This window comes from Bradyrhizobium sp. 132 (genome assembly GCF_023074185.1).
Classification (GTDB): Bacteria; Pseudomonadota; Alphaproteobacteria; order Rhizobiales; family Xanthobacteraceae; genus Bradyrhizobium.
This window is the reverse complement of the sequence record NZ_JADPKY010000170.1, coordinates 57,980-80,905: the sequence shown is the minus strand read 5'-3', so window position 1 is coordinate 80,905 and position 22,926 is coordinate 57,980. Positions and strand designations below refer to the sequence as shown.

The window sequence follows — 22,926 nt, the reverse complement described above, 5'->3', positions numbered from 1 at the left end:
GCAAGACCAGGATTTGGCCGGGAATTGGGTATGTCAGTACAGGGTAGCATTGTCATCGGTGGCGGCGCGTTTGCGGGCCTTGCGCTGGCCCTGGCGCTGCGCCAGGGCCTCGGCCCCGAGATCCCCGTCATCGTCGCCGACCCCGCGCTCTCCACGCGTCCGAGCCGAGACCCGCGCGCGACCGCGATCGTGGCCGCCTGCCGCCGCCTGTTCGAGGCGATCGGCGCCTGGGACGACGTCAGGGGCGAGGCGCAGCCGATCCTCGACATGGTCGTTACCGATTCAAAACTGGAAGACGCCACCCGTCCGGCGTTCCTCAACTTTGCCGGCGACGTCGCGCCGGGCGAGCCGTTCGCGCATATGGTCGAGAACCGCCGCCTGATCGATGCGCTGGTGGTGCGCGCCGAGGCCGAGGGCATCGATCTCCGCGCGACCACCGTGTCGTCTTACGACGCGCGTTCCGAGGGCATCGACGTGACGCTCGGTGACGGCAGTGTCGTTGCGGCGAGCCTCCTGGTTGCGGCCGACGGTGCGAAGTCGAAACTGCGCGAGCGCGCCGGCATCGCCACCCATGGCTGGGAATATGACCAGTCCGGCATCGTCGTCACCGTCGGGCATGAGCGCGATCACGAGGGCCGCGCCGAAGAGCATTTTCTGCCCGCTGGTCCGTTCGCGATCCTGCCGCTATCGGGCAAGCGCTCCTCGCTGGTGTGGACCGAGCGCCGCAGCGAAGCCGCGCGCATCATTGGCTTGAGCGACGAGGAATTTCACGGCGAGCTCGAGCGACGCTTCGGCCTGCATCTCGGCGAGGTGAAGGCGCTCGACAAGCCGCGTGCGTTCCCGCTGTCCTATTTCGTCGCGCGCTCCTTCATCGCCCAGCGTCTCGCGCTGGTCGGAGATTCCGCCCACGTCATCCACCCGATCGCGGGCCAGGGTCTCAACATGGGGCTGAAGGACGTCGCCGCGCTGGCCGAGGTCGTGGTCGATGCCGCGCGCCTCGGCATGGATATCGGCGGCGCCGACGTGCTCGAACGTTACCAGCGCTGGCGGCGCTTCGACACCATGGCGATGGGCGTTGCCACCAACTCGCTGAACTTCCTGTTCTCCAACCAGTCGACGCTGCTGCGCACGGTGCGCGACATCGGCCTCGGCCTCGTCGACCGCGCCCCGCCGCTGAAGAACCTCTTCATCCGCCAGGCCGCGGGTTTGACCGGTGAGATACCGCGGTTGTTGAAGGGCGAGGCGTTGTAGGATTTTCGTAGCTCCATCCGGCTATATAAAACCCTCAATCGATCTTCCGCGCCTCTTCAGGCAGCATGATTGGGATGCCGTCGCGGATTGGATAAGCGAGCTTGGCGCTGCGCGAGATCAGCTCCTGCTTTGCAGAATCGAACTCCAGCGGGCCCTTGGTCAGCGGGCAGACCAGAATCTCCAGCAATTTGGGATCGACGCTGGGTTCGGGGCGTTCGGTGGGCGCGTTCATTTTTGTCTCCGACGATCGGTTGCCTCTAGCACAGAAAACCGCGGCCGCCCATTGCGGTCCGCTAGGCCGATACCATCCGCAGGATCTCGTCGAGCAGGCCCTGGAGTCGTGCCGCCGGCACCGGCGTGCCCGACAAGGCAAAACCGAGAAAGGTCCAGTACAGAACCAGCGCCCGCGCCTGCGCTGTCGCGGGCGCAAGCCCCCGCTTCGAGAGCAGCGTCTCGATATAGTCCAGTCTGCGCCGGTCGATTGCGCGCACCGCCGATTGTGCCGCCGCATCGAAGGCCGCCCAGTTCCGCACCGCGCGCTCGAGGTCGAGCCGCGCGCCAAACGTCCTGCGCAGCAGCGCTTTCAGCGGCTCGTCACTGGCGGCTTCGACATCGGCGATGATCTGCTCGGCCGCGATCTCGCGCCAGCGCTTCAGGACAGTGGCGTGGAACGCGCCGAGATCGGCGAAATGCCAGTAGAAGCTGCCGCGCGAGACGCCCATGGCCTTGGCAAGCGGATCTGCCTTCAGGGCCGTGAAGCCGCTTTTAGCCAGCGCCTTCAGTCCCTCCTTGATCCAGTCGTCGGCAGAGAGCTGTTCGGTCATGTCGGGTTCCCCGGAGTTCGACCATACACTAGTGTATTGACAGGCAGCAGGCCAGCACTTATCTATCCATACATAGCTGTATGGATGAAGCCTTAGGGAGCCCCTGACCATGCGTGACCTCTTGCTCCAGTGCGCCGGCGTCCTGACCATTGTCGTCGCGCTCATCCATGGCATCCTCGGCGAGGCCAGGGTCTTTGCCCGCGCCCGCATCGAGCCGGAACGGCTCCGGACCCTGATCCGCCTGGTCTGGCAGGCCTCGACCGTCGCCTGGATCGGCGGCGGTGTGCTCCTGATCGCGGCGCCCTGGATGGAATCGGAGCCGGCGCGCCACTGGATCGTCGTCACCATGGCCGGTGTGTTCGGCTTCTCTGCCTTCGCCAACGCATGGGCCACGCGCGGCCGGCATTTCGGCTGGATGGCGCTCAGCACCGTCGTCGTCATCGCGGTTGCCGGCTACTGAGTACCAAAACGAGAAGTCACGCGTTACAGCGGAGAGCGGCGCCATGGAAAATCGTGTTCGCCTGACCATTGACGACGGTGTGGTTCATGTCCGGCTGAATCGTCCGGACAAGATGAACGCGCTCGATCCGGCGATGTTCGAGGCGATCATCGAGGCAGGTAGCAAACTTGCAAAACGCAGCGACGTCCACGCTGTCGTCCTCTCCGGCGAAGGCCGCGCCTTCTGCGCGGGGCTCGATCTGGACCGGCTTCTGGCCACGACGACCGGCGAGTCGTTGATCCCCTCGGTCGATCTGACGCGCCGAACCCACGGTCTGGCGAACTATGCCCAGCACCTCGTGTGGCTCTGGCGCGAGCTGCCCGTGCCTGTGCTGGCCGCAGTCCACGGCGTCGCCTTCGGCGGCGGCTTCCAACTCGCGCTCGGCGCCGATCTCCGCTATCTCGCGCCCGACACGAAGCTCGCAATCATCGAGGCGAAATGGGGGTTGGTGCCGGATATGGGTGGCACGCAACTCATGCGCCGTCTCGCGCGCGAGGATGTCGTGCGCGAATTGACCTACACCGGCCGGGTGTTCTCGGCGCAGGATGCGCTTGCCTATGGCTTTGCCACGAAGCTCGCCGCCGATCCCGTGAGGGCTGCGCTGGCAATCGCGCACGAGATTGCAGGCCGGAGCCCCGATGCGGTCCGCGCCGCCAAGCGGCTGCTCAATCTGGCCGCGACCTGCGACGTGGCCACCGGTCTCGCTGCCGAAACGGCCGAGCAGGCGGCACTGCTCGGTTCCGCCAATCACGTCGAGGCGGTCACAAGCAATCTCGAAAACCGCACGCCGCGATGGTGTCACCCATGAGCGCAACATGAACGAACTTTGAAGCATGGCTCTGACACTCGTCACCGGCGGAACCGGCCATCTTGGCCGGGATATCGTCGATCGCCTCGTTCGGGACGGACATCGGGTCCGGGTTTTCGCGCGATCGCCTGCCGTGCGACCGGACGTCGAATGGGCAACCGGCGATCTCGCCACCGGCGCCGGGCTGCGGGAAGCTCTGCATGGTGTCGATACGGTCATCAACGCGGCGACCTGCTCGCCGATCGCGCGGCGCGGCGGTGTGCGGCCCGTGGACTTCTTCAGATCGCCCTCCGCCGTGGATGTCGAGGGAACGGAGCGGTTGCTGTCGCTATGCCGGGAGGCGTCGGTGCGGCACTTCCTGCACGTCTCGATCGTCGGCCTCGAAGAGGCGACCCTGCCCTACGCGCGGGTCAAGCTGGCCGGCGAGCGGCTGGTGCGTGCGTCGACCCCGTCCTGGTCCGTGGTTCGCGCAATGCCGTTCTACTATTTGGTCGACAAGTTCCTCTCGCGCCTCGCCTGGCTTCCGCTCTGGCCGGTGCCGACCACGACGTTCGATCCGGTCGACGCTTCCGATGTGGCCGCTCATGTCGTGACTTGCGCGTTCGACGGGCTGAGCGGCGAGCGCACGGAGATCGGCGGCTCCGAAGCGCTCGATCTCGTTACCTTCGCCCGCCAATATCAGGATGCGAGGAAACTGCATCGAAGGATCCTGCCGATCGGCCTTTCGGATGCGAAGGCCCGGGGCATGGGTATTGTCGTCAGCCGCGGCGTGGGTGGACGTCTCTCGTGGTCGGATTGGCTGCGCGCAAACCGTGAGACGTAAGGCCGCAGTAGTCCGGCAAATGCGTGCTGCATACGGAGAGAACTGATCTTTTTCGGATCGTTAGAATAACTCTAAAGCCTGTCGACGCTGAACCGGATTGACTTCATCATGTGCTTTGCTTCCTTCGGTCCCGCTTCGCGGCTTCGCGTAGCGCACACGACAGAAGAGGAGACGTTCGTGAAGGTCATTCGTGTTGTTGCCATTGCATTGACGATCGGGATTGGCGCGGGATCGGCGGCCATGGCTGACGGTTTCAAGGACTGCACCAAGCTCGACAAGGCGTCGTGGAAGCCGGCGAGCGAAGCCGAAGCCAAGGCCAAGGCGCTCGGCTACGAGGTGCGGCGCTCCAAGATCGAAGGCTCCTGCTACGAGGTCTACGGCGTCAAGGAAGGCAAGCTTTACGAACTGTTCTACAGCCCCGAAGATCTCAGCCTCAAGCACACGATTGCGAAGTAGACGCGCGAGATAGTCTGCGCGAATGGTCTGCGCAAAGTTACGCCTGAGGGTGGCCCTCGCTTGATTGAAGAACCGGTACCGGAAGCGCGCGGGGTGTCCAACCGGACCCCCGCGGATCGAACCGCTTCGCGGACACTCGCGGTCTGGGATGTCCCGCTGCGCCTCTGGCACTGGGCGCTCGCGGCTTGCGTTCTGGCCGCCTGGTTCACGCCCACCGTCTATGACGGACTTCACCGCATCGTCGGCTATGCGGTGCTCGGGCTTCTCGCCTTCCGTCTGGTCTGGGGTTTTTGGGGAAGCCGCTATTCGCGCTTCCGCATGGCCGGCGTCAGGCTTCGGGCCGCGCCGCGCTATCTCTGGAATCTGCGCCGCGGCATCACCGGCCGCTATATCGGGCTCAATCCCGGCGGCACGTTGATGCTGGTGGCGCTGCTGGCCTCACTCGCGGTCTCGACGATATCAGGCGCGATGTCGGTGACCGTGACCTTCTTCGGCGTCTGGTGGGTCGAGGACACCCATCATTATTCATCGGACGCGGTCATCGTCCTGGTCGTGCTGCACGTCTTGGGCGTGCTGCTGATGGGCCTTCTTCAGCGCGAGAACCTGATCCGCGCGATGATCACGGGACGCAAGCGCATCCGCGGTCACCTCTAAATGTCCGTTGCGGATCTCGGCAGAGGTTGTTCGCGGTCTGATGGCGCTACATCCTCCGCGCAAACGCTCGGCAAATCGAATTGCATCGATAGCGTTAACCTGCCGCTAAGCATGCAATCAGGAGTTGCACCAAATTAACGGGAAGAACGTTTAGCCCATCCACCATCGGCGATATCGGACGACGGAGGCGATTTCGATGTTCCGCGTTTTTACCTGCCTCACGGCAGAGCATGATTGGCGCCTTGTCATGCTCGCCGGTCTGGTTTGCTTCGCCGCAAGTATTGTAGCCGTCAGCATTTTTCATCGGGCGATCGCGTCGCGAGCTTGGACCCGGCTGATGTGGATTGCGATCGCCGGCGCGGCCATCGGTTATGGAATCTGGGCAACGCATTTTGTTGCAATGCTCGCCTACGAGCCCGGAGGCTCAACCGGTTACGGCATCGCTCTGACAGCTCTGTCGCTCGCCGCGGCGATGATCCTGACGTCATGCGGTTTTGGCGTTGCCGTCAGCAATTCCGGCCCGTGGCGCGCGGCTGCCGGCGGCGGAATTATCGGCGCCGGTATTGCGAGCATGCACTATCTCGGCATGTGGGCCCTCGAAGTGCCTGGCCGCGTGAGCTGGTCGCCGGAGCTGGTGCTCGTCTCCATCGCCCTCGGCATGGTCCTGGGCTACGCCGCCCTTGCGGTTGCGCTGGGCAGCAAGAACAAGTGGGGGACCTTCGTCGCGGCGCTGCTGCTGACTCTCGCCATCGTGTCGCATCATTTCACGGCTATGGGGGCCGTGCAGATCATCCCAGACCCGACGCTGGCAAGCGATACCTTGTCGCTTTCTCCCGGCTTCCTCGCCGTGGCAATTGCGGGTGTGGCTCTGTCAGTACTCGGGATGAGCTTTATCGGCGTGCTGGCGGATCGCCGCCTTGCGACCAGAACCAGCAGATTCGAGGAAATCATCAGTGAGCTTTCGCTCGCCAGGCAACAGGTGGAAGATTCGCAAAAGCAAATCCAGGACCAGAAAATCAGGCTGGACACGGCCATCAACAACATGGTCGAGGGCCTTTGCATGTTCGATGCGGAGAAGCGGCTTGTCGTCTGCAACGAGCGTTATGCCCTGCTCTATCGGCTGCCGCCGGAGCTACTGAGGGCGGGGACATCGCACACCGACATCATCAGGCATCGCATCGTGAAGGGAGTCCTCAAGGGCGACCCCAGCGAGGACGCTGCCGAGCAATTCATCTCGAAGCTGGCCGCGTTGCCTTTCGATGCTGTCTCGAGCAGAATCGACGAGTTTGCGGATGGTCGGCTGATCTGCGTGACGCGACAGCCAATGGCCGGTGGCGGATGGGTGGCTACGCATCTCGACGTCACCGAGCAACGCCGGTCCGAGGCGAAGATCACTCATATGGCGCAACACGATGCGCTGACCGATCTGCCAAATCGCGTGCTGCTCAGAGAGCGGATGGAGCATGCCATTGCGGTTACGCGCAACGGCGGCGTCGATCTAGCCGTGCTCATACTTGACCTCGATCGCTTCAAGGAAGTCAACGACACCCTTGGACATCCGACGGGCGATTCCCTGCTGCGCGCCGTTGCTGCGCGTCTGCGCGAATGCACCACGGAAACTGCGTTGATCGCTCGACTGGGCGGCGACGAGTTCGCGGTGATCGACTACGTGACCAGCCCAGCCGTGGAAGCCGCCGCCCTCGCCGAGAACATCAGAAAAGCGCTTTGCGAACCGTTCGATCTCGGCGATCACCGGGTCACGGTGGGCACCAGCATCGGCATTGCCATCGCGCCGCGTGATGGCAACGATTCCGACGTGATCATGAAGAGTGCGGATCTCGCTCTCTACTCCGCCAAGAGTGGCGGACGTGGTGCATTCCGCTTCTTCGAGCCGGAACTCGACGAGCTCATGCATGCGCGACGCAACCTGGAGCGCGACATGCGGGCTGCGATTGCCGGCCATCAATTCGAGCTCCACTACCAGCCGTTCGTCAGCTCCGCGACCGGCAAAATCAGCGGCTTCGAGGCCTTGCTACGCTGGCATCACCCACAGCACGGTCTGGTCATGCCGAACGAATTCATCCCGCTTGCGGAGGAGACCGGCTTGATCGTGCCGCTGGGAGAATGGGTCCTGAGAACCGCCTGTGCGGAAGCGGCCAAATGGCCTGCGCATGTCAGGATCGGGATCAATCTGTCTCCCGCTCAATTCAGGAGCAAGGAGCTTGTTGCGGTCGTCATCGGCGCGCTGGCGAGTTCGGGAGTCGCGTCGCACCGACTCGAGCTCGAGGTCACCGAGACGGCGATCATGCATGACAGCGAAGCTGTTTTTGCAGTGCTCGGACAATTGCGCGAACTCGGCGTGCGGATCGCCCTGGACGATTTCGGCACCGGCTATTCATCACTGAGCTTTCTGCAAAGATTCCCGTTCGACAAGATCAAGATCGACCGCAGTTTCGTCAACGAATTATCCAGCGCGAGGGCAGAGGCGCACCATCTCGCGCGAGCAGTGGTTCGTTTCGCAATCAGCCTCGGTAAGGTGACGACCGCCGAGGGCGTCGGAACGAAGGAGCAGCTGGATATCCTCCGTGAGGAGGGGTGCGTCGAGACGCAAGGCTACTATTTCAGCCGGCCGATGCCTGCATCCGACATCGCCAGAATGATGCGAGGTGCCGGAGCGGCCGTCCGCGCTGCCTGAGCGTCCAGGCCCTCACTGCAGCGGCGGATCGCCGCTGGTGCGCTTCTTGGCGAGATCCATCTCGGTGACGGCGATCAGGATTTCGGCGCGGGTCTTCAAGTCAGGCGCTTCCAGCATCGCTTGCTTCTCGGCCACGCCATAGGGCGACATCATCGCCAGCGCGTTGACGAGCGCCTCATTGGGGGCGGTCTCGACGCCCTCCCAATCGACCTTGAGGTTGTTGGCCTTCAAAAAGTCCGCCAGCACCGTCAGCAGCGCCTCGCGATCGACCTCGTCCTCGCCCATGCGCGGCGTGAAATCGTCGACGAAGGCGAAGAAGTCGACCTTGCACTGCCGGTAGGCGGTGAGCACTTCGAGCTCCTCGAGCACCCTGAAGCGCGAGACGCCGGTCAGCTCGAGAATGTAGCGGCCGTCGCCGGATTCGGCGAGCTGGGTGATGCGGCCGACACAGCCGACGCTGAACAGCGCCGGCCTGTCGGAGTTCTTCCGCGAGTGCGCGATGTCGGGCTGGATCATCCCGATCAGGCGATGGCCGTCGCGGAAGGCGTCGTCGATCATCGCGAGGTAGCGCGGCTCGAAGATGTTGAGTGGCATCTGCCCGCGCGGCAGCAGCAGCGCGCCCGGCAGCGGAAACACCGGAAGGATCTCCGGAAGGTCGGCGGGCCCGCGATATTCGATATTGATCGGCATCTGCCCGGTCCCCTGGCCTTGCCTGCTCGCCTTAGGAAAACAGGATGATCGACAAGCGCTTGCGTCCCTCGACGGTTGCATCATCCGTGCCGCCCCAGGCCTCGAAGAACTGCACCAGCTGCTTGCGGGCGCCGTCGTCGTTCCATTTGCGGTCGTGCTTGATGATCGCGAGTAGTTGCTCGGTGGCGGCGGCGCGGTTGCCTTGCGCGTTGAGCGCGGTCGCGAGGTCGAATCGCGCCTGATGATCGAGCGGGTTTGCGGCGACTTTCTGTTCCAGCTCGGCGACCGGCCCGAGCGATTGCGCCTGCTCGGCGAGATCGATCGCGGTCTGCACGGCTTTCACCGCGGGATCGTTGCGCTTGGATTCCGGCACCATGGCCAGCGTCTGCTTGGCCTGCTCCATCGCGCCGGAGGTGGCGTAGCATTTCGCAAGTCCGGCAAGGGCCGCGATGTTGGTCGATTCGTGCTCCAGCACTTCCGCGTAGATCTGGGCGGCCGCAGCGGCATCGCCCTCGGCGAGCACGGCCTCGGCCTCTTGGAGGATTTCCGCGACATTCGGCTCACCCGGGGCGGTCACGCCCTTGGTCAGCTTCTCGATGAAGGCGTTGAGCTGGCTCTCCGGCACCGCGCCCATGAAGCCGTCGGCCGGCTGGCCGTTGACGAAGGCGATCACCGCCGGAATCGACTGGATGCCCATCTGGCCCGGGATCGCCGGGTGCTGGTCGATGTTCATCTTGACCAGCTTGACCTTGCCCTTGGCGGCCTTGACGGCCTTTTCCAGCAAGGGCGTAAGCTGCTTGCAGGGGCCGCACCATTCCGCCCAGAAGTCGATCAGCACCGGCTGGTGCTTCGATTCCTCGATGACGTCCTTCACGAAGGTCTGGGTGGTCGTGTCCTTGATCAGATCGGTCGCAGCCGGGCCCGCCGCTCCGTTACCCTGTTCGATGATCGTCACGGGATCCCCTCGTCTGTATCTGGAATGGCGGGTCTTTAGCACGCCGCCAATTCATATGCTTCGCTGTCCGCCCTAAAATTGGGCCGGGGCGGCCGAATTTCAATCCGTGCGCGACGATTCGGCGGTTGCGGGGCGTTTTTGGCCGATTTGGCCGGGTTTGGGTCCATATGGGCCGTCCAATGCGAATCTATGCCGCGCGTAGCTGTTGCATTCGGCGTCCGGTTTTGGCATACGACAGCCGTTGCCGGTCGCCTTACGCGGCCGACACAGGATGCGGGTGTAGCTCAGTGGTAGAGCACGACCTTGCCAAGGTCGGGGTCGAGGGTTCGAGCCCCTTCGCCCGCTCCAATTTTTCCCAAAGCATCCAGCCGAGCCGGACGGGGTCGTGGTTTCCCACGCCGGTGGCGGCTGTATTGGGCCTCGAATGACAGTTCTGGTCACAGGCAGCGCCGGCCATCTCGGGGAGGCCCTTCTCCGCACGCTCCGCGGGCGCGGATCGCTTGTGCGCGGGGTCGATCTGAAACCGTCGCCCTTCACCGATGCCGTCGGCTCGATCGTCGATTCTGATTTCGTGCGAGGCCAGATGGCCGGCGTTACCGCCGTGATCCACACTGCGACGCTGCACAAGCCGCATGTGGCAACCCACAGCAAGCAGGATTTCATCGACACCAACGTCACTGGCACGCTCAATCTGCTCGAAGCGGCGGTGGCCGCCGGCGTGCGCAGCTTTGTCTTCACCAGCACAACCAGCGCGTTCGGCTCGCAGCTTCGGCCCGACGCCGGCCAAGCCGCTGTGTGGGTCACCGAGGACCTGCCGGCGGTGCCCAAGAACATCTACGGCACGACCAAGCTGATGGCCGAAACTCTCTGCGAGCTGTTCTGTCGCGAGCGCGGCCTGCCGGTCCTGGTCTTGAGGACCTCGCGCTTCTTCCCCGAAGACGATGACGATCCTGCAATGCGATCAGCTTACACGCTGGAGAACGCGCAAGCCAACGAGCTGCTCTATCGCCGGCTGGATATCGCGGACGCGGCGAACGCCCATCTGCTCGCCGGCGAGCGTGCGCCGAAGATCGGGTTTGCCCGCTACATCGTGTCGGCCACGAGCCCGTTCGAGCAGCGCCATCTGGCAGCACTTGCGCGCGATGCGGCCAATGTCGTTCGCGAGCTCTATCCGGATTGTGCGGAGCTCTATGCGGCGCGCGGCTGGCGGCTGTTCCCCGAGATCGACCGGGTCTATGTCAACGACCGCGCGAGGCGCGAGCTGGGCTGGCGGCCCGAATTCGACTTCGCCCATGTCCTGAACTGCCTTCGCGATGGCCGCGATTTTCGCAGCACGCTGGCGCGCGATGTGGGGTCGAAAGGCTATCACGAGACGATTTTCGGCGATGGTCCCTACCCCGCCGCCCCGTAGTCGCCGCTTTTGCCAATTTGCCCGATGCATCAAATGCCTGTCCGGAGTCACCGGGAGCAAAATGGCCTCCGCCGTTCTACTGTGCATGGGGTTGTTTTCGCGTTTTTTGTTCCCGACCGTCGTGCTGCCTGCAAATTGGCCATGCGCTGCCTCGATTCCGCGTTGCAGCGAGACCGTTGCCGCTGTCGTGCTCGGGCCGAGAACATCCGTCTCAATTTTTATCGAGGGCAATTGCGGCGCATGCGGCGCGCTTCTCACTGCTCGCAGATGTGCTAACCTTTTTGCGTCTGTCCTCTCGACAGACTCAAAACTTCGCCTCTCGACTAGCCATAATAAAATAACGTGCAGCCCTGACGGCTGCCTTAGGGAGTGACGCGATGACATCGATGTTCCATCGATCCGTGTTGGCGCTTGCGGCCGTGGCCCTTCTTGCGGGGACCAGCGCTGGCTACGCGCAGGACAAGAACAAGCCGCTGAAGAAATACGAATCCGGCACCAAGGAGTTCTGGACCCATCCGCCGGATGACTGGTTCCTCGGCGACGAGACCGAGGCGCAGAAGGGCCTGGCGCCGCCGTCGGGTCCGCCGACCGGCGCGTCGGAGGCCGAGCTCGCCAATATCGTCAAGAAGGTCAAGCTGCCGGCGGGCTTCAAGATGGAGGTCTACGCGTCCGGTGTGCTGGCCGCGCGGCAGATGGCCTGGGGTGACAAGGGCACGCTGTTCGTCGGCTCGTTCGGCCTCGGCAACGTCTATGCGATCAAGGACAACAACGGCAAGAAGGAGGTCAAGACCATCCTGAAGGGGCTGAACATGCCCACTGGTCTGGCCTTCAAGGACGGCGCGCTTTACGTCATCGCGGTCGACAAGCTGATCCGCTACGACGATGCCGAAGCCAAGATGGATAATCTCGGCGAGGGCAAGGTCGTCTATGACGATATGCCGTCCTATGCCGCGCACGGCTGGAAATACATCGCGGTCGACAAGGAAGGCTGGTTCTACATTCCGTTCGGACCGCCCTTCAACATCGGCGTGCCCCCAACCAGCGTCGCGCAAATCCGCCGCGTCGATCCCAAGACCGGCAATGCCGAAGTCTATGCGCTCGGCGTCCGCAACTCGGTCGGCGGCGACGTCGATCCGCGTACCGGCAAGTACTGGTTCACCGAGAACGCGCGTGACTGGGTCAGCGATGATCTACCCAGCGACAAGCTGAACATGATCTCGAAGATGGGCGAGCACTTTGGCTATCCCTATTGCCATCAGGGTGACCTGCCCGATCCGAAGTTCGCGATGGGCCACAAATGCTCCGAGTTCACGCCGCCGGTGCTGAACCTCGGCGCTCACGTCGCTCCGCTCGGCATGAAGTTCTATACCGGCGATCAATTTCCGCCTGAGTACAAGAACAACATCCTCATCGCCGAGCACGGCTCCTGGAATCGTCACAAGTACCAGGGCGGCCGCATCATGCGCGTGATCGTCGGACCCGACGGCAAGAATGCCAAGCAGGAGGTGTTTGCTTCCGGCTGGATCGAGGGCGACCAGGGCTATCTCGGCCGTCCCGACGACATCATCCTCGCCAAGGACGGCTCGATCCTCGTCGCCGACGATTGGGCCGGCGCGATCTACCGCATCAGCTACAGCAAGAAGTAGCGTACAAGGACGCGAGGCTGCGGGGCCGAGGGGCACCGCAGCCTTTCTCGTTTTCAATTTCGCACGCTGTGGTTCCGAATCTGCGCGCTGCCTGCGTACAAGTCTGGAACCCAAAACCACGAACGAGGGTTATCGAGTCCGGGTTCGTCCTCAGGCGCGCTCCGGGAATGACGAACTCGTCAAAGCGGAATCTTCAATCATGCGCCGGCAGGTCATCTCGCTCGCTATCAACGCGCTCGCGCTCACAGCGCTCGCATTCGTCCCGGCCCAGGCCGCCGACAACGCCGCGATCAAGGAGAAGGCCGCCGTCTGCTCCGGCTGTCACGGCGAGAACGGCATCTCGCAGACCGAGAATATCCCCTCGCTCGCCGGCCAGCCCGATCAATTTCTGCAATGGCAGCTCGTGTTCTTCCGCGCTGGTTCGCGCAAGAACGACCAGATGCAGCCCATCGCGGAGGAAATCACCAACGAGGACGTCCGCAATTTCGGTGCTTATTTCGCGCAAATGACGCCGCCAAAGGGCGAGGAAGACAAAGACCCGGACCTGTCGAAAAAGGGCGCGCAAGTTGCCGTCGGCCGCCGCTGCGCCTCATGCCATACCGATAGCTTTGCCGGCACCAAGGCCGTCGCGCGACTCGCGGGTCAGCGCGAGGAATATCTGGTCAAGGCGCTGCGCGACTACAAGACCAACCAGCGCGTCGGCGGCGGCGGTGCCGCGATGGCCGATGTCGCCTATCACATGAGCGACGAGGAGATCACGGCCGTCTCGCACTATCTCGCGTATTTCAAGTAGCGCGAGGCTGCTGCCTACCCCGCCCGCTGCTTCTCATACGCTTTCAAATGCGTGTACGCGATGCGCAGCTTCGGCACCGGCACCTTGGCGGCATCGGCGCGCGCGATGAGGTCGCCGATGACGTGATCGGCCTCGACCGGCAGGCCAGCCTTGACGTCCCGGAACATCGACGCCGTCATCGGCGAACCCTCGGTGGTGAGGTTACCCTTCACGCGCTCGAAGAACGGACCGCCCGGCGTGTAGCCTGAGGCGGTGGCGATCGCGCTGGTCTCGTCCAGCATGCCGAGCAAAAAGTCCCTGCCGCCGGGGGCGGCGAGAATGTTGCCGACGGAGGTGCGCATCAGGCTGGTGGACGCCGCCAGCGAGGAGAGGAACACCCACTTCTCCCACATGTCCTGCATGATGTTCTGGCTGGCCGTGGCACCATTGATGCCGCCCTTGAAGGCCTCGTCGATCGCCTTGACGCGATCCGACAGCTTTCCGTCGCGCTCGCCGTAATTGATCGACTGCATCGGCTGGAGCTGCACCACCTCGCGCTTCTCGTTGAGCGTCGCGGCGATGGCGCAGAGGCCGCCGAGCACGCGCTCCTTGCCGAACTTGCCGTCGAGGATATCGAGATGCTTCATGCCGTTGAGCATCGGAATGATCGCCGTGTCGGGCCCGACCGCCGCCGCGAACGACTTGATGGCGTCGTCGAGATCGAACGCCTTGCAGCTCAACAGCACCACGTCGAACTTGTCCTTGAGCTTGTCGGCCTCGACCCGCGGCGGGTCCTTCAGCGTCACGTCGCCATTCGGGCTCTTGATGACGAGGCCGGCGCTCGCGAGCTCGCTGGCGCGCCGCGGCCGGACCAGGAAGGTGACGTCGCGGCCGGCCTGCAACAGCCTGCCACCAAAATAGCCGCCGATGGCGCCGGCACCGACCACGAGGATATGCATGGGATTGTCCTTGTTGTTGCTCTTGCGGTTGTGCTTGCAATAGTTCTTGCAGTTGTTCTTGGCGATCTATTTATAGTCGTGATTGCGAGCGAAGCGAAGCAATCCAGAATGCTGCCGCGATCACATTCTGTCGCTGGAGAATGAGCGGGCTACTTTCCCGACACCATCTCCTCGACCTCGCGCAGCTGCTCCTTGCCGAAGAACATCTCGTCGCCGACGAAGAAGGTCGGCGAGCCGAACGCGCCGCGCGCGACGGCCTCCTCGGTGTTCTTGATCAGCCTGCCCTTCACTTCGGGCTCTTGCGCGCGGGCGAACAGCTTTTGGGCGTCGAGACCGGAAGACGCCAGCGCCTTCGCCGCGATTTCAGGATCGTCCATTTTCTTCGGCTCGCGCCACATGTGATGGAAGGCGGCCGCGACATAGGTCTCGAACACGCCTTCGAGCTGCGCCGCGATCGCTGCGCGCATCAGGTTCAACGTGTTGACGGGGAAGAAGGGATTCATGACATAGGGTTGAACCTGGAAGCGCTTGACGAAGCGCTCGGTCTCGACCGTGTGGAATTCGCGCTTGTTCTTGATGCCGGCGAGCGTCTCGGCCGGCGACTTGTTGTTGGTCGACTTGAAGATGCCACCGAGCAGGATCGGCACGTACTCGAACTTGACACCGATGCGCTGCTCGATCGCCGGAATCGCGAGATGACTGAGATAGGCGTTCGGACTGCCGAAATCGAACAGGAATTGCGGGGCTGTGCGGGTCAAAATCGTTCTCCCTGACGTCGGTTTTTCACATTGTGGCGCAGCGCGCGCCACGGGTCCACCGTTTAATGACGGTCGTAATCTCTTGATGATGTCGTCAGATCAGACGCCGGATCGTTCGCTTGCGCCACACCAGAAGGTAATAGCCCATCTGCAAAAGGAACATGGCGCAAAACACGATTGGATAGGCGGCCCACACACCTTGTAGGCCGATCGTGCGGCTCAGGATCACCGCAGATGGCAGCTCGATTGCGACGATGGCGACGATCGAGAGCAGCATCGGCGTCAGCGCCACGCCGGCAGCACGCATCGCGCCTGAAAACACGGTCGCAAGGCCAAACGGCACCGAGCTCCACAACGCAATCTGGAGCAAGCTCTTCGCGAGATCGAGCACGATGTCGTCAGTGATGAAGACACCGAGCACGGCGCGCGGCGCGAGATAGATCAGCGCCACCAGCCCGCCCGTCAGGACGATGTTGAACATGAGGCCGGTGCGTACGATGCCATCGAGCCGCGTTCTGTCGCCGCGGCCAACCGCCTGCGCGCCGAGGATCGAGACCGCGATCGAAATCGATATCGCCGTGAACTGCGTATAGCCCATCACCTGGTTGACCGCGCCATAGGCGGCGGCGGCGTCGGACCCATAGGTGTTGACGAGGCCGAGCAGCACCAGCTCGGCGATCGCCATCACCACCATGCCGATCGCGCTCGGCAGTCCGATGCCGAGGATTTGTCCCAGCACCACACGATTGAGCCGGAGATGACGCAGCAGTGCAGCGTCCGGTGCCAACGGATGTTTCTTCCGCAGCAAATAGGCGGCCAGCGCGATCAGCGTCAGCGCGTTGGCGATCGCCGCCGCCCAGGCCGGGCTGGTGATTCCGACCGCCGGCAATCCGAGCGATCCGTGGATCAGCATCGGCGTCAGGATCAAGCCGATCGCGGTCGACAACGCCAGCGCCAGCAGCGGCGTCAGCGCATCGCCGACGCCGCGGATCATCGCTGTCATCAGCAGGAAGACGAAGCCGAGCGGCATGGTGAACAGCATGACACGGGCATACGCGCTGGCCTGGTCGAGAATGTCCGCGGGGGTCGCAAGCGTCATCATCAATTGCCGGCTGAAGATCCCGCCGATCAGCGCAATCGAAATCGACAGCAACAGGCCGACCGCGAGCGTGGTGCCCACGACAATCTTGATCCGACCCTGCTCGCTCGCGCCATGGGCCTGGCCGATCAGGACCGTGGCGCCGGTGCTCAGCCCCATGACGAAACCGAACAGGAAGAATAGTACCGGGAAGAACACCGACACCGACGCGAGCGCGTCGACGCCGATCATTTGGCCGATATAGACGTTGCTGACGGTGCCGAACAGCGATTGCAGCGCATTGCTCAGCATCAACGGTGCGAGGAAGCGCAGGAACGTCGTCCAGAGCGGTTTGGAGGCGGACATGGATGTGTCTTTCATCAGAGCATGCGAAGCCGTTGCCGCGCAATGCGCGGCTCGACCGTTGATGGGCTTGTGAGTAAAGGCGCGCCTAGGCGCGGTCGCTATAGGCGAGCTTGACGATGTGATCGCGGATGTCAGTGGGCCAGTCTGCGATCAGTCCGGTGAAGCGCCGCCGGTCGTCCGCGAACAGAGCGCGCGAAGCTTCCTCGAACTGCGGCAGATTGCCGGCCATGGTCGACATGAAGTGATAGGCCGCATCGCGCGCCTGACGTTCGCGGTCCTTGTCGCCGCTCGCGCGGCGCGCTTCGTCGACGAGCTTTCGCAGCGCGACCGAGGCGCCGCCGGCTTGCGCGTTGAGCCACTCCCAGTGCCGCGGCAGCAACGTGATCTCCCGCGCGACCACGCCGAGCTTCGGCCGGCCGCGGCCACGCGGTTCGCTCGACGGTGTCGTCTCCTCAACTGGAGGCGGGACCAGCTTTGCCAGCCGCGCCAACACCTCGCGATCCCCGCCGCGCAGATCGAAGTCGATTGATCGGCCCGTGTCGTCCTCGAAGATGATGATGGGCTCGTCCGGCAATGGGGCGATCCGCTTGACGACCAGCGCGACCTCTCCTGCCGGTCCCGACGCCAGTCGGCGCGGGCCTTGGAATGCGGTGAAAATCCTCTGCATCGAGATCACTGCCAAATTGACGACATTGGGCAGTTTAATACCCGGGTAAATTCGCGGCGTCAATATACCCGGGTGAAAATATCCGACGGGATGGCTCGACATTGCGTTCCCGGGCTGGCACGTACGCGGCCGACCGACCACGCCTAGCCCCCGGGGACCACGCGATGCTGACCGTTCACCACCTCAACAATTCCCGTTCGCAGCGGGTGCTGTGGCTGCTCGAGGAGTTGGGCGTGCCTTACGAGATCGTGCGCTATCAGCGCCAGCCCGACATGCGCGCGCCGAAGGAGCTGCGCGCCATCCATCCGCTCGGCAAGTCGCCCGTCATCACCGACAACGGCAACACCGTCGCCGAATCAGGCGCGATCATCGAATATCTCATCGCCACCTACGGCAACGGCCGGCTGGTCCCACCGCCGAACACGCCCGAGCGGCTGCGCTTCACGTATTGGCTGCACTATGCCGAAGGCTCGGCGATGCAGCCGCTGCTGTTAAAACTGCTGTTCACGCTGATGCCGAAGCGCGCGCCGGCGCTGCTGCGCCCCCTGGTACGCAAAGTCTCGAACCAGGCGCTCACCGCGCTCGTCAATCCGCAGCTCAAGCAGCACATGGATTACTGGGAAGGCGAGCTCGGCAAGAGCGAGTGGTTCGCCGGCAGCGAGTTCACCGCGGCCGACATCCAGATGAGCTTTCCGCTCGAGGCAGCCCAGGCGCGTGGCGGGCTCGAGCTCGGCCATCCCAAGGCGATGGCGTTTCTGGAGCGCATTCACGCGCGGCCGGCGTACAACCGTGCGCTTGAGAAGGGCGGGCCGTATCAGGTGGGGCGGTAAGTTTCCTCGCCGCCCCGGGACGACGGTGCCCGTTAGTCCGCGTGCAATATCCGCCCGCGGGTCTCCGGCAGCGCGAAGGCGGCGATGAAGAACAGCGCGTAGGCCACCACTGCAAACATAGCGATCGCGTTCGCGAGTGACGTCGTCGCCGAGAGCGAGCCGACGAGGAACGGAAACAGCGCGCCGATGCCGCGGCCGAAATTGTAGCAAAAACCCTGGCCCGAGCCGCGCAGCCGCGTTGGATAAAGTTCGGTCAGGAACGCGCCGATCCCCGAGAAATAACCCGAGGCGAAGAAGCCGAGCGGGAAGCCGAGCACCCACAGGATTTCGTTGGTCAGGGGCAGCTGCGTGTAGAGCAGCACCACCGCCATCGCGCCGATCGAGAAGATCAGGAACAGATTGCGCCGTCCGATCCGGTCGGCGAGCCAGGCGCCGACGAGATAGCCGATGAAGGATCCGATGATCAGCGTCGATAGGTAGCCGGTCGAGCCGACGATCGAGAGGTGCCGCTCCTTGGTCAGGAATTGCGGCACCCAGAACGTAACGGCGTAATAGCCGCCCTGGCAGCCCGTCGCCATCAGCGACGCCAGGATCGTGGTTTTCAGGATCGGGCCGGAGAAGATTTCCCAGAGCGCCGGACGATTGCCACTCGCGGCCTGTTTGGCGCGGGCTTCGGCCGCGACCTCGGGCTCGGTGACGGAGCGGCGGATGTAGAACACCAGCAGCGCCGGCAGCGCGCCGATCACGAACATCCAGCGCCATGCCGTCTCCGGCGGCAAAGCCGAGAACAGGATCGCCTGCGACAGCACCGCGAGGCCCCAGCCGACCGCCCAGCCTGATTGCACCGAGCCGACCGCGCGCCCGCGATATTGCGGCCGGATCGCTTCACCCATCAGCACGGCGCCCGCCGCCCACTCGCCGCCGAAGCCGAGGCCCAGCACCGCGCGCGCGATCAGGAGCTGTTCGAAATTTTGCACGACCGCGCAGACCAGCGAGAACACCGAGAACCAGATGATGGTGATCTGGAGCGTCCTGACCCGGCCGATATGGTCGGAGAGATAACCGCCGAGCCAGCCGCCGATCGCGGACGCCAGTAGCGTCACGGTGCCGGCAAGGCCGGCCGATCCCGCATCGACCTTCCACAGCGCGATGATGGTGCCGATCACCAGCGGGTAGATCATGAAGTCCATGCCGTCCAGCGCCCAGCCTGCCGCGCAAGCCCAGAATGTCCGGCGCTCCGGTGCGTTCATGTCGCGATAGAAGGCAAGAAGGCTGGTGTCTTCGATCTCGGCGCGTTCGATGCGCTCGGTCGGATCGGTCGTGGTCATGAGCGTCTCCCCGGCAATTCCCTTATGCGGGCGGTGGTAGCACGCGCGGTGGCTTGCGCAAGCACGAGCAGGCCTTCGCGCTATGCCGGGACAGAGCTACTGCCCCGCGGCTTCCGCGCCTCGCGTGCGTGGATCGGGTGCGCCAAGCGGCCCGTTGGCGGTCACCGCGATCGAGTTCGCCGATGTCTGCCCCATCGGCTCGACGATGAGGTGATCCATCGCCTTCAGCTCGAGCAGGACATTGTCGGGAAAGCCGCTCTCGATCCGAACCTCGTCTGGCAGCCATTGGTGATGCAGCCGCGGTGCGGCCACGGCAGCCGCAACGTCCATCTTGTAATCGAGGACGTTGACGATCACCTGGAGCACGGTCGAGATGATGCGGCTGCCACCGGGCGAGCCCGTCACCAGCACCGGCTTGCCGTCCTTCAGAACGATAGTCGGCGACATCGACGACAGCGGCCGCTTGCCGGGCCCGGGCAAATTGGCCTCGAAGCCGACGAGGCCGTAGGCATTGGAAGCGCCGACAGCTGCGGTGAAATCGTCGAGCTCGTTGTTGAGCAGCACGCCCGTGCCGTCGGCGACGAGGCCAAGGCCGTAGCTGAAGTTCAGCGTATAGGTGTTGCTGACGGCGTTGCCGCTGCCGTCGACGACGGAAAAATGCGTGGTGTTGCTGCCCTCGTGCGGCGAGGTGGCGGTGGAAACGAGCTGCTTCGACGGCGTGGCGCGATCGGCGGAGATGGTTGCCCGCAGCTTGGCGGCGTAGTCCTTGGCGATGAGCGTCCCGATCGGTGCGTTGACGAAGGCGGGATCGCCCAGGTAGCGCGCACGGTCTGCATAGGCGCGCTTCATGGCCTCGATCAGCAGATGCAGCGAGGCCGGAGATCCTTGCTTCAAATCGGCGAGCTGGAAGCCTTCGAGGATGTTGAGCGTCTCCACCAGCACCACGCCGCCGGACGACGGCAACGGCATCGACACGATGTCATAGCCGCGATAGGTGCCGCGCACCGGTGCGCGGATCACCGCCTGATAGGATTTCAAATCGGCCGGCGTCATGATGCCGCCCGCGTCGCTCACGGCCTTGGCGAGTTTTTCCGCGACCGGACCTTCATAGAAACCGCGCGGACCCTGTGCGGCGACGGCCGACAGGGTTTCGGCGAGATCGCTCTGCACCAGCCTGTCGCCTTCGCCGAGTGGCGTGCCATCAGGCCGCGAGAAGATTTTGGCTGACGTGGGCCAGCGCGCCAGGCGCCGGTGCCAGCCCGGCAGTGTGTCGGCAATGTCGTCGCTGACGACGAAGCCGTCGCGGGCGATCGCGATCGCGGGCTCGAGCAATTGCGCCAGCGTGAACTGGCCCGAGCCATATTTTTCCAGGGCCAGCGCAAGTCCCGCGACGGTGCCGGGCACGCCGACGCCGAGCGCGGAATCCCGCGACTTCGCCGCATCGGGCTTGCCGTCGGCGCCGAGGAAGATCTGCGGCGTGGTCGCAGCCGGCGCAGTCTCTCGATAGTCGATGGTGATGTCTTCGTTGCGCTCGGCGGAATGAATCACCATGAAGCCGCCGCCGCCGATATTGCCGGCGCGCGGATAGGTCACCGCCATGGCAAAGCCGGTCGCGACCGCGGCATCGACGGCATTGCCGCCGCGCCGCAGGATGTCCGCGCCGACCTGCGCCGAGATTTTCTCCTGCGCCACCACCATCCCATGCTCGGCGGGAACGGCGTGCACCGTGTCGAGCGCGGGCGGCACATAAGCTCGCCGCGCATCCTGCGCGGTCGCGGTTGGAAGGCTGAACGCCAGAGTGGCAACGAAGGCGAAAAATGCTCGCCGTGTCGAAAAAGACGACATCATCAAATTTCCGCAGCGGCCTTCGGCCAGTTCACACGCGCCGCCGCAATGCTATACGGTTTGACCCAAGAGAAGCAAAACTGTTCGTGATGAGGTCTGGACGATGACGACGATTACCTCGGATGCGCGCGTCAAGGCGGAGCGGACCTTTCCGCCGCGCGCCGCCGTCGTCAGCTGGATCTTCTTCGATTGGGCCGCGCAGCCTTATTTCACGTTGATCACGACCTTCGTGTTCGCACCCTATTTTGCCACCGCCATTGCGCCGAATCCCGCTACCGGCCAATCGCTGTGGGGCTTTGCGATGGCTGCCGCGGGCCTCGCGATTGCGCTGATGTCGCCGCTGCTAGGCGCCATTGCCGATGCTTCGGGCCGCAGGAAGCCATGGATCGCTGGCTTCGGCGCAGTGCTGGTGCTGGCATCCTGCACGCTGTGGATCGGAAAGCCCGGCGATCCCTCCATCATTCCGCCGCTGCTCACCGCGGTCGCGCTCGCCAGCGTCGGCGCGGAATTCGCCACCCTCTTCAACAACGCGATGATGCCAACCCTGGTCCCGCCGGAGCGGCTCGGCCGGCTCTCCGGCACCGGCTGGGCGACAGGTTATATCGGCGGCATCGTCAGCCTGATCATCGTGCTCGGTTTGCTCGCCGCCAATCCCGAGACCGGCCGCACGCTGCTCGGGCTCACGCCTTTGTTCGGGCTCGATCCCGCCAGCCATCAGGGCGACCGCGCCGCCGGACCGTTGACCGGACTTTGGTTCATCATTTTCGTGACGCCGATGTTCCTGTTTACGCCGGACTATCCGGCGAAGCGCCCGGTGCGCGAGGCGCTGCACGAAGGCCTGTCGGAGCTGAAGCAATCGATCAAGGGACTGCCGCAGCGGAAATCGCTCGCGGCGTTTCTGCTCGCCAACATGATCTACACCGACGGTCTGGTGTCGCTGTTTGCCTTCGGCGGCATTTATGCCGCCGGTACGTTCGGCTGGCACACGATCCAGATCGGCACCTTCGGCATCATGCTCGCGATCGCCGGCGCGTTTGGCGCATGGCTTGGCGGCAAGCTGGACGATCGCATCGGGCCGAAGCGTGTGATCGCCGGCAGCATGCTGGTCCTGCTGCTGGCGGTGGCGGCGATCCTGCTGGTCGACAAGGATTCGATCTTCTTCATCAAGGTCGCACCGCCCGCGCCTGGCGGTGCATTGTTCGCCGCTGCGGCCGAACGCGCTTATCTGGTGCTGGGCTGCCTGATCGGTGCAGCCGGTGGTCCGCTGCAAGCCGCCTCACGCACGCTCCTGATCCGCCTCGCGCCGAAGGACCGCATCGCGCAGTATTTCGGTCTGTTCGCACTGACGGGGAAAGTGACGTCCTTCATCGGCCCGCTCCTGATCGGCGTGATCACCGCGGTGACGGCGAGCCAGAAGGCCGGCATGGCCGTGCTGGTGGTGTTCTTCGTCGCGGGGCTGGGACTGTTGATGCGGGTGCGGGAGTAGCCGCACTACCGCAATTCCATCCCGTCATTGCGAGGAGCGAAGCGACGAAGCAATCCAGACTTTCTCTGCGGAAAGATTCTGGATTGCTTCGCTGCGCTCGCAATGACGAAGTCGGTGGAGTCGTC

Annotated in this window: 22 protein-coding genes and 1 tRNA gene; 13 read left to right on the top strand and 10 right to left on the bottom strand. The window is 63.9% G+C overall.

Annotation, left to right across the window (positions count from 1 at the left end):
- The first annotated feature begins 30 nt into the window (after nucleotides 1-30).
- Complete coding sequence (locus IVA74_RS36855) at nucleotides 31-1,251, top strand: ubiquinone biosynthesis hydroxylase (RefSeq protein ID WP_247352520.1); 1,221 nt, start codon at nucleotides 31-33, stop codon at nucleotides 1,249-1,251.
- A 34-nt stretch (nucleotides 1,252-1,285) separates the two neighbouring features.
- Here the strand turns inward: IVA74_RS36855 and IVA74_RS36850 are convergent, their stop codons facing one another.
- Nucleotides 1,286-1,483: a Trm112 family protein gene (locus tag IVA74_RS36850; protein ID WP_027535355.1), complete on the bottom strand. Its 198-nt coding sequence runs from the start codon at nucleotides 1,481-1,483 to the stop codon at nucleotides 1,286-1,288.
- Nucleotides 1,484-1,544: 61 nt separating this feature from the next.
- Entirely contained in the window at nucleotides 1,545-2,075 is a 531-nt protein-coding gene (locus IVA74_RS36845) for a TetR/AcrR family transcriptional regulator (RefSeq protein WP_247352519.1), read from the bottom strand.
- A 109-nt stretch (nucleotides 2,076-2,184) separates the two neighbouring features.
- Between IVA74_RS36845 and IVA74_RS36840 the strand changes: the two genes are divergently transcribed.
- The 6 genes from IVA74_RS36840 to IVA74_RS36815 all read left to right on the top strand — a co-directional run bounded on the left by IVA74_RS36840 (nucleotide 2,185) and on the right by IVA74_RS36815 (nucleotide 8,010).
- Nucleotides 2,185-2,535, top strand: a complete 351-nt coding sequence (locus tag IVA74_RS36840) for a hypothetical protein (protein WP_247352517.1) — start codon at nucleotides 2,185-2,187, stop codon at nucleotides 2,533-2,535.
- Nucleotides 2,536-2,578: 43 nt separating this feature from the next.
- A complete protein-coding gene (locus IVA74_RS36835; RefSeq protein ID WP_247352515.1) occupies nucleotides 2,579-3,382 on the top strand; it encodes a crotonase/enoyl-CoA hydratase family protein in 804 nt (267 codons plus the stop codon).
- 25 nt (nucleotides 3,383-3,407) lie between these two features.
- A complete protein-coding gene (locus tag IVA74_RS36830; protein ID WP_247352513.1) occupies nucleotides 3,408-4,205 on the top strand; it encodes an NAD(P)H-binding protein in 798 nt (265 codons plus the stop codon).
- A 177-nt stretch (nucleotides 4,206-4,382) separates the two neighbouring features.
- Nucleotides 4,383-4,661 carry a PepSY domain-containing protein gene (locus IVA74_RS36825; RefSeq protein ID WP_247352511.1) on the top strand — a complete coding sequence of 93 codons (279 nt, stop codon included), beginning with the start codon at nucleotides 4,383-4,385 and terminating at the stop codon, nucleotides 4,659-4,661.
- A 60-nt stretch (nucleotides 4,662-4,721) separates the two neighbouring features.
- Entirely contained in the window at nucleotides 4,722-5,315 is a 594-nt protein-coding gene (locus tag IVA74_RS36820; protein WP_247352509.1) for a cytochrome b/b6 domain-containing protein, read from the top strand.
- Nucleotides 5,316-5,511: 196 nt separating this feature from the next.
- On the top strand, nucleotides 5,512-8,010 hold the full coding sequence (locus IVA74_RS36815) for an EAL domain-containing protein (protein ID WP_247352508.1): 2,499 nt from the start codon (nucleotides 5,512-5,514) through the stop codon (nucleotides 8,008-8,010).
- A gap of 12 nt (nucleotides 8,011-8,022) precedes the next feature.
- Here the strand turns inward: IVA74_RS36815 and IVA74_RS36810 are convergent, their stop codons facing one another.
- Both IVA74_RS36810 and trxA read right to left on the bottom strand, forming a co-directional pair.
- Nucleotides 8,023-8,700 carry an LON peptidase substrate-binding domain-containing protein gene (locus IVA74_RS36810; RefSeq protein WP_247352505.1) on the bottom strand — a complete coding sequence of 226 codons (678 nt, stop codon included), beginning with the start codon at nucleotides 8,698-8,700 and terminating at the stop codon, nucleotides 8,023-8,025.
- Between the two features lie 31 nt (nucleotides 8,701-8,731).
- Nucleotides 8,732-9,655, bottom strand: a complete 924-nt coding sequence (gene trxA, locus IVA74_RS36805) for a thioredoxin (RefSeq protein WP_247352503.1) — start codon at nucleotides 9,653-9,655, stop codon at nucleotides 8,732-8,734.
- Nucleotides 9,656-9,928: 273 nt separating this feature from the next.
- Here trxA and IVA74_RS36800 point away from each other — a divergent pair.
- The 4 genes from IVA74_RS36800 to IVA74_RS36785 all read left to right on the top strand — a co-directional run bounded on the left by IVA74_RS36800 (nucleotide 9,929) and on the right by IVA74_RS36785 (nucleotide 13,505).
- A tRNA-Gly gene (locus IVA74_RS36800) sits at nucleotides 9,929-10,003 on the top strand.
- A gap of 76 nt (nucleotides 10,004-10,079) precedes the next feature.
- Complete coding sequence (locus IVA74_RS36795; RefSeq protein WP_247352502.1) at nucleotides 10,080-11,066, top strand: NAD(P)-dependent oxidoreductase; 987 nt, start codon at nucleotides 10,080-10,082, stop codon at nucleotides 11,064-11,066.
- Between the two features lie 377 nt (nucleotides 11,067-11,443).
- Nucleotides 11,444-12,712: a PQQ-dependent sugar dehydrogenase gene (locus IVA74_RS36790; protein WP_247352500.1), complete on the top strand. Its 1,269-nt coding sequence runs from the start codon at nucleotides 11,444-11,446 to the stop codon at nucleotides 12,710-12,712.
- A 199-nt stretch (nucleotides 12,713-12,911) separates the two neighbouring features.
- A complete protein-coding gene (locus IVA74_RS36785; protein WP_247352498.1) occupies nucleotides 12,912-13,505 on the top strand; it encodes a c-type cytochrome in 594 nt (197 codons plus the stop codon).
- A 14-nt stretch (nucleotides 13,506-13,519) separates the two neighbouring features.
- Here the strand turns inward: IVA74_RS36785 and panE are convergent, their stop codons facing one another.
- From panE to IVA74_RS36765, 4 genes are all read right to left on the bottom strand, one after another.
- Nucleotides 13,520-14,443, bottom strand: a complete 924-nt coding sequence (panE, locus tag IVA74_RS36780; RefSeq protein ID WP_247352496.1) for a 2-dehydropantoate 2-reductase — start codon at nucleotides 14,441-14,443, stop codon at nucleotides 13,520-13,522.
- Between the two features lie 149 nt (nucleotides 14,444-14,592).
- On the bottom strand, nucleotides 14,593-15,201 hold the full coding sequence (locus IVA74_RS36775; RefSeq protein ID WP_247352494.1) for a 2-hydroxychromene-2-carboxylate isomerase: 609 nt from the start codon (nucleotides 15,199-15,201) through the stop codon (nucleotides 14,593-14,595).
- A 94-nt stretch (nucleotides 15,202-15,295) separates the two neighbouring features.
- Nucleotides 15,296-16,645: an MATE family efflux transporter gene (locus tag IVA74_RS36770; protein ID WP_247352493.1), complete on the bottom strand. Its 1,350-nt coding sequence runs from the start codon at nucleotides 16,643-16,645 to the stop codon at nucleotides 15,296-15,298.
- An 85-nt stretch (nucleotides 16,646-16,730) separates the two neighbouring features.
- Nucleotides 16,731-17,312, bottom strand: coding sequence for a DUF2239 family protein (locus IVA74_RS36765; protein WP_247352491.1), 582 nt, complete (start codon nucleotides 17,310-17,312; stop codon nucleotides 16,731-16,733).
- A gap of 164 nt (nucleotides 17,313-17,476) precedes the next feature.
- Here IVA74_RS36765 and IVA74_RS36760 point away from each other — a divergent pair, with 164 nt between their 5' ends.
- Nucleotides 17,477-18,142 (top strand): glutathione S-transferase, encoded by a 666-nt coding sequence (locus IVA74_RS36760; RefSeq protein WP_247352489.1) that lies wholly within the window; start codon nucleotides 17,477-17,479, stop codon nucleotides 18,140-18,142.
- Nucleotides 18,143-18,174: 32 nt separating this feature from the next.
- Here IVA74_RS36760 and IVA74_RS36755 read toward each other — a convergent pair whose 3' ends face one another.
- Both IVA74_RS36755 and ggt read right to left on the bottom strand, forming a co-directional pair.
- A complete protein-coding gene (locus IVA74_RS36755; RefSeq protein ID WP_247352487.1) occupies nucleotides 18,175-19,470 on the bottom strand; it encodes an MFS transporter in 1,296 nt (431 codons plus the stop codon).
- Between the two features lie 96 nt (nucleotides 19,471-19,566).
- Nucleotides 19,567-21,318, bottom strand: a complete 1,752-nt coding sequence (gene ggt / locus IVA74_RS36750; RefSeq protein ID WP_247352485.1) for a gamma-glutamyltransferase — start codon at nucleotides 21,316-21,318, stop codon at nucleotides 19,567-19,569.
- A gap of 100 nt (nucleotides 21,319-21,418) precedes the next feature.
- On the opposite strand from ggt, the gene IVA74_RS36745 reads away from it, so the two are divergent.
- Nucleotides 21,419-22,801 carry an MFS transporter gene (locus tag IVA74_RS36745; RefSeq protein ID WP_247352483.1) on the top strand — a complete coding sequence of 461 codons (1,383 nt, stop codon included), beginning with the start codon at nucleotides 21,419-21,421 and terminating at the stop codon, nucleotides 22,799-22,801.
- The last annotated feature ends 125 nt before the right edge of the window (nucleotides 22,802-22,926 follow it).